A 16161-nucleotide genomic window follows, 5' to 3' on the forward strand; every position below is an offset into this window, starting at 1 on the left:
AAGCACTTCTTCTGGCAATTTATAAATTATAAACAAAGATAATATGGATGCTGTAATTTCAGCAGTAATCCAACTTGGATTAATTTATCAAGGATGTTATTTATGTTTAAAAAGAAACTTGGACTGTGCTCAGCAGCCGTAACTCTTGCCCTTTCAGCCCCAACTTTTGCGGCGGCTCCAGGGCAAGCGATCATCTCTTGGATGGAAACTGATTTTTCTATTATTGAGATCGATCAAGCAGCCACCTCATACAAAAGTCTGGTAACAGTAAAAGATTTTGCTGAAGTTCCTGTTACATGGGATCGTTGGTCTGGAGAGCCTGCTGAAAAATGGCGTGTGCTATTAAATGGTGTTGTTGTTCATGAAGAAAGTGTTTCTCCTGCGGCTTCACAAAAAGCGTCAACAACTCTACAGGTTCGTCAAGGTGGCCAGTATGAAATGACGGTGCAGCTTTGTAATGGCTCAGGTACAACTGAAGAATGTAGCACTAGTGCTGCAAAATCAATTGTAGTAGCAGATACTGACGGCAGCCATTTAGATCCATTGCCAATGAATGTCGACCCAGCAAACGGTAATTACACTACACCGGCGGGTATGGTTTCAGGTGCCTATTTTGTTGAATGGGGAGTTTATGGACGTAAATTTGCTGTAGACCAAATCCCCGCGCAAAACTTAACTCATATACTTTATGGTTTCATTCCAATTTGTGGCCCTAACCCATCGTTAGGAGAGATTGAAAATGGAAACAGCCTAGCAGCTCTTAACCGTGCGTGTGCAGGTACTCCTGATTACGAAGTAGTTATTCATGATCCATGGGCAGCGGTTCAAATGCCACAACCACAATCTGGTCACGTTCATAGTACTCCTTATAAAGGAACTTACGGCCAAATGATGGCACTTAAGCAACGCTATCCAGACCTAAAAATTGTTCCATCGATTGGTGGCTGGACATTATCTGACCCTTTCTACGATTTTGTTGATAAATCAAAACGAGATATTTTCGTTGCTTCAGTTAAAAAGTTTCTTAAAACATGGAAGTTTTATGATGGTGTAGATATTGACTGGGAATTCCCTGGTGGCGACGGTGCAAGTGCTACTGGTGGTGATCCTGTAAATGACGGCCCTGCTTATGTTGCATTAATGCAAGAGCTAAGAGCTATGCTTGATGAATTAAGTGCTGAAACAGGAAAAACCTATGAGCTAACATCAGCAATTGGTGCTGGTTATGACAAAATTGAAGATGTTGACTACGCTGCTGCATCACAATACATGGACTATATCTTTGCAATGACATACGACTTCTACGGCGGTTGGAATAACGTTGTAGGTCACCAAACTGCACTGAATTGTGGCTCACATATGTCTCAAGGTGAATGTGACGGTACTGGTCTTGATGATAAAGGTGAACCGAGAAAAGGACCTGCATACACAACAAGTAATGCGATCGATTTGTTATTAGCTCAAGGTGTTGATGCTAAGAAGCTGGTTGTTGGTGCTGCTATGTATGCACGTGGTTGGACAGGTGTTACACGCGAAAGTATGACAGATCCAACAAATCCTATGACAGGTGTTGGTAACGGTAAAGTGGCAGGTTCATGGGAAGCTGGCGTTATCGATTATAAAGATGTGGTAACTCGCTACGTAGATAAAGCTGGTGTTGAAGTTGGTTATGATGAAGTAGCTCAAGCGGCTTACGCTTATGATCCAAGCAATGGTGATTTAGTTACTTATGACAATAAAAGATCGATTTTAGCTAAAGGGGACTATGTTCGTTCATTAGGCTTAGGTGGTCTATTTGCATGGGAAATCGATGCTGACAATGGTGACATTCTAAATGCAATGCAAGAAGGTCTTGCTGGTGATGGTACAGTTACGCCTCCTGCAAACAAAAAACCTGTCGCTAATGCTGGTGTAGATGTTTCAGTTATTGCACCTGCATCTGTACAACTTGACGGTTCATTATCCTCGGATAGCGATGGTTCGATTGTTTCTTATGCATGGACACAAGTTTCTGGACCTAACGTAACACTAATTGGCGCAGATTCAGTTAACCCAAGCTTTGCTACTGATACTTTTACTCAATCTGAAACACTTCAATTCATACTAAAAGTAACAGACGATAAAGGGGCTACTGCATCTGATTCAGTCGCAGTATCAGTAACCGTTGAAGGAACAGAACCGGTAAATAACCCACCAGTAGCCGTTATTGTTGCTCCAACATCAGTAAATAAAGGCGATGTGGTTACGCTTGATGCATCCACATCAACTGATGCAGAGAATGATCCGTTAACATTCACATGGGTAGTTCCTGCAGGTGTTGATGCAACTGTTGTTGGTTCTCAGGTTACCTTTACAGCGGCCTCTTACCCTGTTGATACACCTTTTACTTTCTCTGTCACAGCAAATGATGCTCAAGCATCAGACACAGCAAATGTTACTGTTACTGTACTTAAAGATGCTGGTGATCCACCAGTAACTTGTGATAACGCATGGGATGCTTCAGCAGTCTATACTGGAGGTGACCAAGTTTCTCAAGCTGGTAAAGTATGGGAAGCGAAATGGTGGACAAAAGGTGATGAACCATCAAAATCTGGTGAATGGGGAGTATGGAAAGAAGTCGGTATTTCTACTTGTAACTAATCCTTTCATTTAAAAATAAAAAGACCAAGCTCATTTATCTGAACTTGGTCTTTCTTTTCAAACCGTACAAGCTAATTAAGTAAACTCTATTTACCTAGCGCTTCTTTATAATGGCGTCGACATACTGAAACGTACAGCTCATTACCACCGATAGCAACTTGATCCCCATCCGCAATAGCTACACCATGCTCATCCGTACGAATCACCATGTTTGCTTTACGTCCACAGTGGCAAATGGTTTTTAGTTCAACCAATTTATCAGCCCAAGAAAGTAAATATTTACTTCCCTCAAATAGCTCTCCTAAAAAGTCAGTTCGTAAGCCATAACAAAGTGCTGGGATATTTAATTTATCAACGACTTCTGTCAGTTGATATACTTGTTCTTTCGTTAAAAACTGACATTCATCAATTAAAACACAATGAAGTTTTTCTGCTTCATGCAACTCTTTAATTGCATCGAATACATTCGTTTCTTTATTAAACAAGTGTGCTTCTGCATGTAAACCAATTCGAGAACTTACTTTACCAACACCATAACGATCATCAATCGCTGCCGTAAAAATAGCAGGATTCATACCGCGTTCTTGATAGTTAAATGATGATTGAAGAAGTGTTGTTGATTTCCCTGCATTCATTGCAGAGTAATAAAAATACATTTGTGCCACAAATGTGTCCTCTATTAAAGTTTAAAAATTTGGTAATAAAAAAGGCTGGAAATACCAGCCCTTTATATAAAACTGTTTGTATTACTTACGACGCCACGTTGTTCCTTCAGGGCCATCTTCTAATACAATATTTAATGCAGCAATCGCATCACGAGCGGCATCTGCTGCTGCCCAATCTTTTGCTGCACGAGCATCATTACGCGCTTTAATTAACGCTTCGATTTCCGCAACATCATCATTGCTGCTTCCACCTTGTAAGAATGCTTCAGGCTCTTGTGATAATAAACCTAATACATCAGCTAGTTCACGCATTAATGCACCTAATTTAGATGCAGTATCTATATTTTCAGTTTTAAGACGGTTCACTTCGCGAGCCATTTCAAATAATACTGAATACGCTTCTGGTGTATTAAAATCATCATTCATCGCTGTAGAGAAACGACCAACAAACTCTTCACCACCAGCAGGAGTCACTGATAGATCAAGACCACGTAGCGATGTGTATAAACGCTCTAGTGATGCACGAGCTTGATTTAGATTCTCTTCACTGTAGTTTAATTGGCTACGGTAGTGACCAGACATTAAGAAATAACGAACCGTTTCTGAATCGTAATGAGCAAGAACGTCACGAATAGTAAAGAAATTACCTAATGACTTAGACATTTTCTCACGATCAACCATCACCATTCCACTGTGCATCCAAGTATTTACGTATGGTGTATCATGTGCGCAGCAAGATTGAGCAATTTCATTTTCATGGTGCGGGAACATCAAATCAGAACCACCACCGTGAATATCAAAATGATCACCAAGAATAGATGAGTTCATTGCTGAACATTCAATGTGCCAACCTGGACGGCCTGGTCCCCATGGAGATTCCCATGTTGGTTCACCTGGTTTTGACATCTTCCATAAAACAAAATCCATTCCGCTACGTTTTACACTTGCTTCTTCTAATGTAACACGGGAACCAGCTTGAAGTTGCTCAAGATCTTGACGAGAAAGACGACCATATTCATCGTATTTTTTCACTTCGAACATTACATCGCCATTCGATGCCACATAAGCAAAGCCACGCTCAATTAATCGCTCAACCAATGCAATGATTTCTTTAATGTACTCTGTTGCACGAGGTTCCACATCTGGGCGTTTCATGTTTAACGCATCAAAATCAGCATGCATGTCAGCAATCAAACGCTCAGTTAATGCATCACATGTTTCACCATTTTCAGCGGCACGTTTAATGATTTTGTCATCAATATCTGTGATGTTACGAACAAAAGTTAAATCGTAACCAAGAAAACGTAAATAACGAGAAATAACATCAAAAGAGACAAATGTACGACCGTGACCGATATGACACAAATCGTAAATGGTAACCCCACACACATACATACCGACTTTACCTTCGGTAATTGGCTTAAATTCTTCTTTTTGACGTGTAAGTGAGTTATATATTTTCAACATGCTCTTTTTTTACTCATTATTTGTTTAAAGGATATATATAAGCTATTAGACCTATATTAAGTGCTGATAGCAAGAAAATTCCCTGTAGATTCTGATTAATCTTAGGTAAAATCAAATTCTATTTAAATACAATTACAAAGGTAATTCCATGATCATCCTACATACATCATTTGGTGACATCACAGTTAAACTTCACGAAGACAAAGCACCAGCAACTTGTGCTAACTTCCTACAATACTGTAAAGATGGTTTCTACGACAACACTCTTTTCCACCGTGTAATTGATGGTTTTATGGTTCAAGGTGGCGGCATGACTTCTGGTCTTGAAGAAAAAACTGGCCGTGCAACTATCAAAAACGAAGCAAATAATGGCCTAAGCAACAAAGTAGGTACATTAGCAATGGCTCGTACTATGGAACCGCATTCAGCAAGTTCTCAATTCTTCATCAACGTTAACGACAACAAATTCCTAGATTTCAAATCTGAATCTCTAGATGGTTGGGGTTACTGTGTGTTTGCTGAAGTGGTTGAAGGCATGGACGTTGTAAACAAAATCAAAGGTGTTGCTACTGGTAACTACGGTTACGTACACCAAGATGTTCCTGTTGAAGAAGTATTCATCACAGGCACAACAATCACAGAATAATTCTGTTTTTTGCCAGCTTTATTCAAAGCTGGCATTTTCTCATTACCAATAAAGTATTTATGACTATCTTATTTATTTCTGATCTTCACTTATCCCCTCTTCGCCCTGACATCACGGACTGTTTTATTGATTTTATGCAGAATGAAGCCATTCATGCTGAAAAACTCTATGTATTAGGTGACTTATTTGAGTTTTGGATTGGTGATGATGATAATTCTCCATTTAATGTTTCAATCAAAAATGAGTTTAAGGCATTAACGGAAAAAGGAGTCAAATGTTACTTTATTCAAGGTAATAGAGATTTCCTGCTTAATAAACGCTTTTGTAAAGAAACAGGAGTTGAACTTTTAGATGATCACACGGTTATCGAACTTGATGGTGAAAAAGTTCTTATTATGCACGGTGATACCTTGTGCATTGATGATATAAAATACCAAGAATTTAGAGCTAAAGTGCACAAACCATGGCTTCAATGGGTCTTCAACCGAATTCCACTTTTCATTCGCCAGCGTATAGTAAAAAACGTTCAGGATAAGATTAAAGAGAAAAAACAAACTAAAACTCTGTGCATCATGGATGTTACTCAAAGTGAAGTTGAACGTGTAATGCAAGAAGAAGGTGTTCAACGTCTTATTCATGGACATACTCACCGACCAGATACGCATACCTTTATCAGCAATAATAAAGAGATGACTCGCATTGTATTAGGTGACTGGTATAGCCAAGGTTCAATTCTTGAGTATTCAGATAAAATCTACTCACTTCACAAAAAAGAGTTTAAATAATTATTTTTAATCGTTTGCCTTTAAATGTCTCAAACAAGAAACATAGTTTTTTTACTGTAAAGCGTTTATTATGAGCGCAGTTCCGATTCAACACGCTGTAGAGAAAAGTTGTTATATACACATATGTTGCTCGTCAACCAATCTTAGACCTAAGTAAAAATACGATTGGTTACGAATTATTATTTCGAGACGGTCCAAAAAACACTTTTCCACTTGTTGAAGCAGAAGAAGCAACGAGCCGACTTTTATCCGATCATTTTTTAAGCTCATACTGCAATGCAACAAATGATAAATTAGGCTTTGTTAATTTCCCTCAACAAAGCTTATTAAATCTAGTTCCTACGCTTTTTAATCCAGATAACTTAGTAGTTGAAATACTAGAAGACTGCATTCCAAGTCCTGAATTATTAGTAGCAATTAAACGTCTTGCCAAGCTAGGTTACAAACTTGCTCTTGATGATTTTGAGCCAAACCCAGATTGGACCCCTTTTCTACCGTACATTGATATCATCAAGTTTGATATGCGTACAATGCCAATTCTAAAAGCAAAGTTATTCATTCGTCATTGTGAGAAATACAATATTAAGTTTTTAGCTGAGAAAGTAGAAACTTACGAAGAATTTGAGCAGGCAAAAGAAGCAGGCTTTACTTATTTCCAAGGCTATTTTTTCAGTAAACCTGAAATGCTTCAGCAACGAGCAATTCAACCAAATCAACTTGCGATTATTCAGTTATACCAAGAGATCTCTGCACCTAGTGTCGATTTCAATACCGTAGAAAAATACATCACTCAAGATGTTTCACTTTCTTATAAACTGCTGCGATTTGTTAATTCATCTTCTATTATTGACAAGCCAATCACCTCTTTTAAGCAAGCATTAGTCTATTTGGGTGAAACTAAGCTTCGTCAATTTGTATCATTAGTCGCTGTTGCTCATGCAACTCAACACAAACCGCAATCTCTATACACGTTATCAATCCACCGTGCTAGATTGTGTGAATTAATCGTAACTAAAACGGATATTGAATTAGAACCAAGCCAAGCTTTTTTAGTTGGACTGTTTTCTTTACTTGAGCCTTTACTAGATCAACCGCTTGAAACACTGATTCAGCATTTACCTATTTCTATTGAAATAAAACAAGCGCTCACTGACCGTAAAGGATTATTAGGAAAGCTGATATTAGCCATCGAGAGCTATGAAAAAGCAGATTGGAGCGTCGTAGCCGAATGTTGTCGAGCTCTAAATATTACAGAAAAAGAATTTACCGCTTGTTATAAAGAATCTGCCAAATGGGTAGATGAGATAGCAAAATAGAGGCGTCTGAATATGTCAAAATCAAATCATTGCCCTTGCGGTACAAAAAAAAATTATTCTGTTTGTTGTGAGCCTATTCATAACAATCATTCACTAGCGATAACGCCTGAACTTTTAATGCGATCTCGTTACAGTGCTCATGTTAAAGAATTAGTGCAATATATTATTGATACCTACCACCCTTCTTGTAATGCGGAAGAGTTTAGAGAAGGTATTATTGACTCTGTAGAGTTAGATTGGCGTAAACTTAAAGTTATCGCTTCTTCATTATCAAAAGAAAATGCTAATGAAGGTTTTGTGACATTTAAAGCGATCTATTCAGAAGATGGTCAATTGCATCAATTAAAAGAATGCTCTCGCTTTGTTAAAGAAGATGGTAAGTGGTTCTATATTGATGGTGATGTAGAGTAAAAGACATAAAAAACGAGAGCACTTGCTCTCGTTTTTTATTTTCAATACTAATTTCTTAAATTAGAATTTTTTCGATATCAGTGCAGCACCTGCAATAATACCTACACCAAGCAACATAATAGCGCCTTTACCACTATCAAATCCTGATGAAATCCCCATAAATGCAACAATTGCGATTGCCACAGGGATGATAAACTTAACTAAAACATACCATAGACCAAATAATGGGAATTTCACTTCACCACCATTAGTGATCTCATCTTCTAGATCTTCACGTTTCAATCTCCAACCTGCAAAGATACATACCAACATACCGCCAACGGCTAAGAAGATTTTATCTGTTAACAAGTCAAAAATATCAAAGGCACCAGTATCAAATAATGTTGGTCCAACGCCACCTAAAGATAGAGAAGCAAAGATACATAGAACAGCCATTACCGAACTTGCTGTAATCACCGCTTTAACACGTGATAACCCTTTTTCATCAATTAAGTAAGACACAACAACTTCTAATAAAGAAACAGAAGATGTCAGTGCTGCAACACTTAAACCAATAAAGAACATAAGAGCTAAAAGAAGACCGATAATTCCGCCCATTTCAGCAAATAGCTGAGGTACCACAACAAATACAAGACCCGGCCCTGCTGTTGGTGCCATACCAAATGCAAACATTGCAGGGAACATTGCTACACCAGCAAGGATTGCGACACCGGTATCCATTGCTGTAACCATTGCTGTTGTTTGTACTAGATTTTCTTTTTTCTTCAAATAAGAACCGTACGTCATCATACAACCCATACCTAAAGATAATGAGAAAAAGGCTTGGCCTAAAGCAGCCAAAATAACGTTACTATCAATTTTTGAAAAGTCAGGACTAAATAAAAACTCAAGGCCCGCCATTGAACCAGGAAGCATTAACCCTTTTACTGAAACAATAATCAGGATAATGAAAAGCAATGGCATTAATATTTTACCTGCTTTCTCAATACCGCCAGAAATACCTTTCATTACAATGACGATATTTAAAAATAGATAAAAAGCCATCCACATTAACGGTTGAATTGGATCAGAAATAAATCCACCAAAACTATCACCAATTGCTTCTGGAGCGTTTAATAAGCCCGTACCAACTTTAGCAATGTAAGCAATTGCCCAACCACCTACTACAGGGTAGAAACCCATGATCAATAGACCACTTGTTACACCGATGACACCAGCAAAGGTCCAACGGCGATCTGTAGATTTAAAAGCACCTACTGCTGATTTTTGTGTTCGACGACCAATAGCAAACTCAGTCAACATCACACTAAAACCGATAAAAATAACGAAGAACAGATAGATAGCAACAAATGCACCACCACCATTATCTCCAGCTGTATATGGAAACTTCCAAATATTACCAAGGCCAACAGCTGATCCTGCTGCCGCCATGACAAACCCTAACTTTGAACCCCAATTGTCGCGGGGCTTCGTAGAAGCGCTCATACCCACGTTTATCTCCAAACTATCCATGCTGTGTTAATAAATTTACGCCAAAAATGTTGTGTACATATTTTTGTACATTCTAAAAATTGGAATGGCGTACCATCAATTGCAAGTAAAACAGTTTAAGAATAAAATTGGAACCCCAGAGTTGCATTTTTTTAACATGTGACACCTTTTTGTGTCCTATATGTTTACAATTTCATCAATAATTTTTATTTTGTAAATTTTTGCATTCCTATCTACTCTTTTCTTATCACTCCTGATTTAATAGAGATCCTCTTACTTTTTTCACTGACAGAGCGCTAATGGATAAATTTTATCAAGCACTTACAATTGTTAGCTTCGTTTTATATTGGCTTCTCGTAGCAGGCGTAACAATTCGTGTTGTTTTCAAACCAAGACCCGTAGGCGTATCATTAGCTTGGCTTATGATTATTTACATTCTTCCTGTTATTGGGGTCATGGCTTATTTTTTAATTGGTGAGCTAAACTTAGGTCGAACTCGTGGTGAGCGTGCACGAGCTATGTTTACGCCTTATGAACAGTGGTTTGCACAAATTCATCATTGCCAATATCACCAACCACATTCGATTTCCCATCGTATCTCAGCAATTCACAATTTATGTTCTAATCGCCTCGGGATCCCTGCATTAAGTGGCGATACACTCTCGCTATTAAATACCCCTTCAGAAATTCTCAATGCGATTATTTCTGATATAGAAAAGCCGAGCATGAAATAAATATGGAGTTTTATATTTGGCATCACGGTGGGTTAGCTGACAGTGTTGCAAGTGCATTAATTGTAGCTGCAAAACGAGGCGTAACTGTCAATGTGCTGCTTGACTCCGCTGGTAGTATGGATTTCTTTAAGAGCCACTGGCCTAAATTACTCAAGCAATCCGGTGTCAACATTGTAGAAGCTCTAAGTGTTAGTCCATTTCGTATGTTCTTTCGACGCCTAGATCTACGCTTGCATCGAAAATTGTTGTGATTGATAACCGTATTGCTTATACCGGCTCAATGAATCTGGTTGATCCACAGTACTTCAAACAAAATTCAGGCGTTGGCCAGTGGATTGATGTAATGGTTCGCCTTACAGGACCTAATGTTGCCATTTTAAATACTATTCATGCATGGGATTGGGAAGTAGAAACGGGTATTCGTGAGCTACCTCATTTACCGGAATGCCCTGCGTCTATTGACCCATTTAATCATACAACTCAAGTGGTTCCTTCTGGTCCAGGTATGCCAGATGACATTATTCAACAAGTGCTTATTACTGCTATTTGCCAAGCAAGAAAATCCATTACCATCACCACGCCATATTTTGTGCCAAGTGAAATTTTATTGCACACCTTAAGAACCACTGCACACCGTGGTGTTGAAGTGAAACTCATACTGCCTAAGAAAAATGACTCATTAATGGTGAACTGGGCATCAAAATCTTTTTTTGAAACCCTCTTAAAAGCCGGAGTTCAAATACATGAATTTAATGGTGGCTTATTACATACAAAATCGGTCGTTATTGATGAAAGCCATTGTATTATTGGAACCGTAAACTTAGATATGCGCAGCTTCTGGCTCAACTTTGAAGTAAGTTTGATCGTCGATGATCCTGAGTTTACAAAACAATTATCATGGGTTTTAGATGGCTACCTAGAGCAATCAACTCAAGTCTGTTTTGATACATGGCGTCATAGAAGTTGGGGAAATCGCTTTACCGAACGATTCTTCTCTATGTTCAGCCCATTACTCTAAAAACACATAAGAAAACGCCAGTGACCTCTTTGACAAGGTCACTGGCGTTTTTAATGTTTACTTTATTGTAGTATTTAACAAGATAGCTGTATTTAACGAATACCGCTTAAAAACTCGTGTCTTGTCGCTGGGTTTCTCTTAAAGATCCCACCAAGTGCTGTCGTTGTTGTACTACTTGTTGCATCCATTACACCACGAGACTTAACACAATAGTGCGTTGCTTCCATAGTAATAGCCACATCGTCACTACCTAATAAGGTTTGTAAAGCCACAAGTATTTGCTGAGTCATGCGTTCTTGAACTTGTGGACGTTGAGCGAAGAATCGAACAATACGGTTAATTTTAGATAATCCGATGATCTTTCCACGAGGAATATAAGCAACCGTCGCTTTACCATCAATTGTCACTAAGTGATGTTCGCAAGTACTGGTTAACGTAATATCATTCACACGAACCATCTCATCACAGTTCATCTTATTTTCAATCACTGTAATTTTAGGGAAATTGGCATAATCTAGCCAGAGAAAATCTCATCCACATACATTTTTGCAATACGGTGTGGCGTTTCTTCTAAACTATCATCACTAAGATCAAGACTTAATAGGGTTAGGATCTCACGCATATGCTCTTCAATGCGCTCTTTTTTCTCTTCTCGACTAACACCATTTTCTTTCATTGGCGTCTCAAGACCACGTGCAACAAGGGCATCACGCACTAATATGGCTGATTCACTAAGTGATGACATCGTATACTCCAAAATTCCATAATCAATTGAACTTCGCTAAGGATACCTCCTCTATCAAATAAATACACCCTGATTTTACTAGGTCTATTAGATGTTAAAGGCCAAAATATGGTAATGTTCAATCATTATTACGATTAATGTAGAGAGTACCCTAATGGATTGCTGCGCAACTCAAGGTTTAATTCCAGTAGAAACCGCTTTAGAAACCTTATTATCTCAAGTTTCTCCGGTATCAAATACCCATTCTTTAGCTCTTGCTGATGCAATTGGCTTTGTATTAGCTGAAGATATTCGTTCTCCTATTAATGTTCCTCCATTTGCTAACTCGGCAATGGATGGCTATGCGGTACGTATTGCTGATTTAGAGCAGTCATTAACTTTACCTGTTGCTGGTAAATCTTTTGCAGGCATTCCTTTTGAAGGTGAATGGCAGCCACAAACCACTATTCGTATTATGACTGGCGCAAAAATCCCTGAGGGTTGCGATGCTGTCATTATGCAAGAGCTAACCACTGAAACAGATGCAGGTATTACCTTCGAATTAAACCTTGCTGATGTAAAACCGCAAGCAAACATCCGTCCTATTGGCGACGATGTATCTCAAGGCCAAACTGTGCTAGCTAAAGGTCACCGTTTAACACCACGTGATATCCCGTTAATTGCATCATTAGGTATTAATGATATTCCCGTAGTAGATAAGCCAAAAGTTGCTTTCTTCTCTACTGGTGATGAACTTAAACCTCTTGGTCAACCACTAGAAGATGGTCAAATCTACGACAGTAATCGCTACGGTATTAAAGTATTAATTGAACGTTTTGGTTGTGAAGCGATCGATCTTGGTATTATCCCTGACTGCCCAGAAACTCTAAAAGAAGTATTCCTAAAAGCAGATAAAGAAGCCGATGTGGTAATTACTTCTGGCGGTGTAAGTGTTGGCGAGGCGGATTATACTAAAGATATTTTGGATGAATTAGGTCAGATCGGCTTTTGGAAATTAGCCATTAAACCAGGCAAACCTTTTGCTTTTGGTCAATTACCAAATTCTTACTTCTGTGGTTTACCTGGAAACCCAGTATCGGCAATGTTAACCATGTATGTGCTTGTACAGCCAATGCTTGCAAAGCTTGCGGGCCATACAAAGTGGGAAGCACCAAAATCAATTCCTGCAAAAGCAACATCTACATTTAAAAAACACCCTGGCCGTACTGACTACCAACGTGGTATTTATTCTATTAATGAACAAGGTCAATTTGAGGTATCGACGACCGGTAATCAAGGTTCTGGTGCCTTCAGTTCAATGAGTATTGCCAATTGTTTTGTTGTATTAGAGCGTGAACGTGGCCGCGTTGAAGCAGGTGAAACAGTTAACATCGAACTTTTCAACGCATCACTATACTAAGAGCTTATTCATGAGTGAATTAACTGATAATGAAATGCTTCGCTATAACCGTCAGATCATCTTACGTAATTTTGATTTTGATGGCCAAGAAGCATTAAAAGCAAGCTCCATACTGATCATTGGTGCGGGAGGTCTGGGTTGCGCATCCAGTCAATATTTAGCCGCAGCGGGGGTTGGTACTCTAACGCTTGTTGATGATGACACCGTTGAGCTTTCAAACCTGCAACGTCAGGTATTACACTGTGATGAAACCATCGGTGTAAAGAAAGTTGTGTCAGCTAAAATGGCGTTAAATCGAATTAACCCTAATTGCCACATCAACACTGTAGATAAGCGTCTATCTGATGACGAGTTGCGCTCATTCATTACATCTCATGATCTAGTACTTGATGGTACTGATAATGTTGATACACGTAACCAATTAAACCGCTTATGCCACGAATCGAAGACACCATTGGTTTCTGGTGCAGCGATTCGTATGGAAGGCCAAGTAAGTGTTTATACGTATCAAGATGATGAGCCTTGCTACCAATGCTTAAGCAGTTTATTTGGGCAACAAGCATTGACCTGTGTTGAAGCAGGAGTAATGTCTCCTGTTGTCGGTATTATTGGTTCTGTTCAAGCATTAGAAGCGATAAAAGTATTAACTAACTATGGTCAACCTTTAATCAGCAAACTTCTTATTCTTGATGCCCTATCGATGAATTGGCGAGAAATGAAATTGGCTAAAATGCCTAATTGCTCAGTTTGCAGTCATTAAATACACGTTTATTTTCAATTTGAAGGCGATAAAAACACATGTTTTATCGCCTTTTTTTATTTCCTAAACACAAAAAAATCCCCAATAAAAACAATAAGAAATAACCAAGCATACTGTTTTACACACCAAAGCCAAGTCTAAAATCCCTCTCCATGTAATACACATTTAAGAAAAGTGAAATATAACTGTCACATAACTTTCCTAAAGTGACCTCGTCAACTTAATTACGGCATGAATGCCAGACAAAGGAAATGAAAATGAAAAAGTCAGTAATCGGCGCACTAGCAATTATTAGTTCAGTAGTAGCAGCACCAACTTTAGCAAAGGAAACCATTTCTGCTGTTGGTTCAAGCAGTGTAACTCCACTTATGGAAGTGTTTTCTGAAACATACATGAAAGACCATTCAAACGTATTTATCGAAGTTCAAGGCCCGGGCTCTTCTGCTGGTGTTAAAGCGGCAAAAAATGGCTCAGCTGATTTAGGCATGTCTTCTCGTAACTTAAAATCAGATGAGAAAGATCCTGCACTTAAAGAACTTATTGTTGCTCACGACGGCATCGCTGTTGTTGTAAACCCAAATAACAAACTTAAAGGGTTAACATCAGAGCAAGTAACGGCTATCTATAAAGGTGAAGTTAAAAACTGGAAAGAAGTGGGTGGCGCAGACAAGCCTGTTGTTGTAATTACTCGTGATACTGCATCTGGTACTCGTGGCGCATTTGAAGACATCATGAGCCTGAAGAAAAAAGTATCAGGTATGAAAGTATCAGCGATTTCACAACGAGCTCAAGTTGCTAACGGCAACGGTGCATTAAAAACAATGGTAGCAAGTAACCCATACGCAATTGGTTACATCTCTTTAGGTACCGTTGATAGCTCTGTACACGCACTAGCAATTGATAACGTAGAACCAAGTGTTGCTGACATCAAAAACGGCACTTACAAAGTATCTCGTCCATTCCTTGTTCTATACAAAGAAGGTAAACCATCAGCTGAAGCTCAAAAATTCCTTGATTGGATGACAGCTGAAACAGCTCAAAACCTTGTTGAAAAGAAAGGCTACATCTCAGTTAACTAATTTCTACCCTATTGCCTGACCTGCGAAGGTTGGGCATTTTTCCATTTCGAATTTTTCGACATGTGAGTATTTATTATGACCATCGCAATGAATAATCAAAGCACAGAAAATCAAGTAAAACCATCTAACAATCCACTACGAGAAAAAAAGCGCGTGGATTGGAGAGAACGTATTTTTCACGGTTTATTTTTAAGTTGTGCTGTTATTGGTATTGTTTCACTAGCGACTATCGCTTACTTCATCATTAAAGAAAGTATTCCTGCATTTCAACAAGCTGGTGTAAGCGGCATTGTATTAGGCCAAGATTGGCTACCGCCGGCATTATATGGTGTATTCACCATGATCGTCGCGTCAATTGTATCTACTTTTGGTGCAGTATTAGTTGGTGTTCCTGTTGGTATTTTAACGGCTATTTTTATTGCAGAAATAGCACCAAAACAAGTCGCTGATATTATTCGACCTGCCGTTGAGCTATTAGCTGGTATACCATCGGTTGTATACGGCTTCTTTGGCCTAGTTATTATTGTTCCATTAATTCAAGACATATTCCAAGTCCCTGCAGGTAACACCATTCTTGCTGGTATTATCGTTCTTGGTGTAATGATTCTTCCTACTGTAATCACCGTATCAGAAACGTCTATTCGTGCAGTACCGTCAACATACAGAGAAGGATCATTGGCACTTGGAGCTTCTAAAATATTCACGATTTTCCGTATTCTTCTTCCTGCCGCTCGTTCAGGTATCATGACCGGCGTTATTCTTGGTATCGCTCGTGCACTGGGTGAAACCATGGCAATCATCATGGTAATGGGTAATGCCCCAGCAATGCCTGAAGGAATTTTAGATTCAGCACGAACATTAACCGCAAACATCGCAATTGAAATGTCATACGCAAGTGGCATTCACGCCAACGCTCTGTACGCTACCGGTGTGGTATTGCTTGTATTTATCATGTCTCTTAATGGCATTCTTCTTTACTTAAACCGTGAAACGGCGAAATAAGAT

At 38.8% G+C, this 16161-nt stretch carries 12 protein-coding genes and 2 pseudogenes; 10 read left to right on the top strand and 4 right to left on the bottom strand.

Annotation, left to right across the window (positions count from 1 at the left end; all coding sequences use genetic code 11):
• Positions 1 to 102: 102 nt before the first annotated feature.
• Positions 103 to 2640: a glycosyl hydrolase family 18 protein gene (locus AAFX60_008935; protein ID XDF76877.1), complete on the top strand. Its 2538-nt coding sequence runs from the start codon at positions 103 to 105 to the stop codon at positions 2638 to 2640.
• An 86-nt stretch (positions 2641 to 2726) separates the two neighbouring features.
• Here AAFX60_008935 and AAFX60_008940 read toward each other — a convergent pair whose 3' ends face one another.
• Together AAFX60_008940 and cysS are read right to left on the bottom strand one after the other, a co-directional pair.
• Positions 2727 to 3305: a thymidine kinase gene (locus tag AAFX60_008940; GenBank protein XDF76878.1), complete on the bottom strand. Its 579-nt coding sequence runs from the start codon at positions 3303 to 3305 to the stop codon at positions 2727 to 2729.
• An 81-nt stretch (positions 3306 to 3386) separates the two neighbouring features.
• Complete coding sequence (gene cysS, locus AAFX60_008945) at positions 3387 to 4772, bottom strand: cysteine--tRNA ligase (protein ID XDF76879.1); 1386 nt, start codon at positions 4770 to 4772, stop codon at positions 3387 to 3389.
• Between the two features lie 148 nt (positions 4773 to 4920).
• On the opposite strand from cysS, the gene AAFX60_008950 reads away from it, so the two are divergent.
• The 4 genes from AAFX60_008950 to AAFX60_008965 all read left to right on the top strand — a co-directional run bounded on the left by AAFX60_008950 (position 4921) and on the right by AAFX60_008965 (position 7930).
• Positions 4921 to 5418 (top strand): peptidylprolyl isomerase, encoded by a 498-nt coding sequence (locus AAFX60_008950; GenBank protein ID XDF76880.1) that lies wholly within the window; start codon positions 4921 to 4923, stop codon positions 5416 to 5418.
• Positions 5419 to 5477: 59 nt separating this feature from the next.
• Positions 5478 to 6203 (top strand): UDP-2,3-diacylglucosamine diphosphatase, encoded by a 726-nt coding sequence (lpxH, locus tag AAFX60_008955; protein ID XDF76881.1) that lies wholly within the window; start codon positions 5478 to 5480, stop codon positions 6201 to 6203.
• A gap of 113 nt (positions 6204 to 6316) precedes the next feature.
• Complete coding sequence (locus tag AAFX60_008960) at positions 6317 to 7519, top strand: HDOD domain-containing protein (protein ID XDF78912.1); 1203 nt, start codon at positions 6317 to 6319, stop codon at positions 7517 to 7519.
• A 12-nt stretch (positions 7520 to 7531) separates the two neighbouring features.
• Positions 7532 to 7930 (top strand): YchJ family metal-binding protein, encoded by a 399-nt coding sequence (locus AAFX60_008965; GenBank protein XDF76882.1) that lies wholly within the window; start codon positions 7532 to 7534, stop codon positions 7928 to 7930.
• A 60-nt stretch (positions 7931 to 7990) separates the two neighbouring features.
• Here AAFX60_008965 and AAFX60_008970 read toward each other — a convergent pair whose 3' ends face one another.
• A complete protein-coding gene (locus AAFX60_008970) occupies positions 7991 to 9415 on the bottom strand; it encodes a sodium-dependent transporter (GenBank protein ID XDF76883.1) in 1425 nt (474 codons plus the stop codon).
• 305 nt (positions 9416 to 9720) lie between these two features.
• Between AAFX60_008970 and cls the strand changes: the two are divergent.
• Positions 9721 to 11173: pseudogene (gene cls, locus AAFX60_008975) on the top strand (cardiolipin synthase).
• 92 nt (positions 11174 to 11265) lie between these two features.
• Here the strand turns inward: cls and folE are convergent.
• Positions 11266 to 11918: pseudogene (gene folE / locus AAFX60_008980) on the bottom strand (GTP cyclohydrolase I FolE).
• A 154-nt stretch (positions 11919 to 12072) separates the two neighbouring features.
• Here folE and moeA point away from each other — a divergent pair.
• From moeA to pstC, 4 genes are all read left to right on the top strand, one after another.
• Complete coding sequence (moeA, locus tag AAFX60_008985) at positions 12073 to 13317, top strand: molybdopterin molybdotransferase MoeA (protein XDF76884.1); 1245 nt, start codon at positions 12073 to 12075, stop codon at positions 13315 to 13317.
• 10 nt (positions 13318 to 13327) lie between these two features.
• The gene (gene moeB / locus AAFX60_008990) at positions 13328 to 14077 is read left to right on the top strand and encodes a molybdopterin-synthase adenylyltransferase MoeB (protein ID XDF76885.1); all 750 of its coding nucleotides are present in this window, start codon (positions 13328 to 13330) and stop codon (positions 14075 to 14077) included.
• Positions 14078 to 14334: 257 nt separating this feature from the next.
• Entirely contained in the window at positions 14335 to 15156 is an 822-nt protein-coding gene (locus tag AAFX60_008995) for a phosphate ABC transporter substrate-binding protein (protein XDF76886.1), read from the top strand.
• A 75-nt stretch (positions 15157 to 15231) separates the two neighbouring features.
• The gene (gene pstC, locus AAFX60_009000) at positions 15232 to 16158 is read left to right on the top strand and encodes a phosphate ABC transporter permease subunit PstC (GenBank protein XDF76887.1); all 927 of its coding nucleotides are present in this window, start codon (positions 15232 to 15234) and stop codon (positions 16156 to 16158) included.
• Positions 16159 to 16161: the final 3 nt, after the last annotated feature.

The organism is Aliivibrio fischeri (genome assembly GCA_038993745.2).
Lineage (GTDB): Bacteria > Pseudomonadota > Gammaproteobacteria > Enterobacterales > Vibrionaceae > Aliivibrio > Aliivibrio fischeri_B.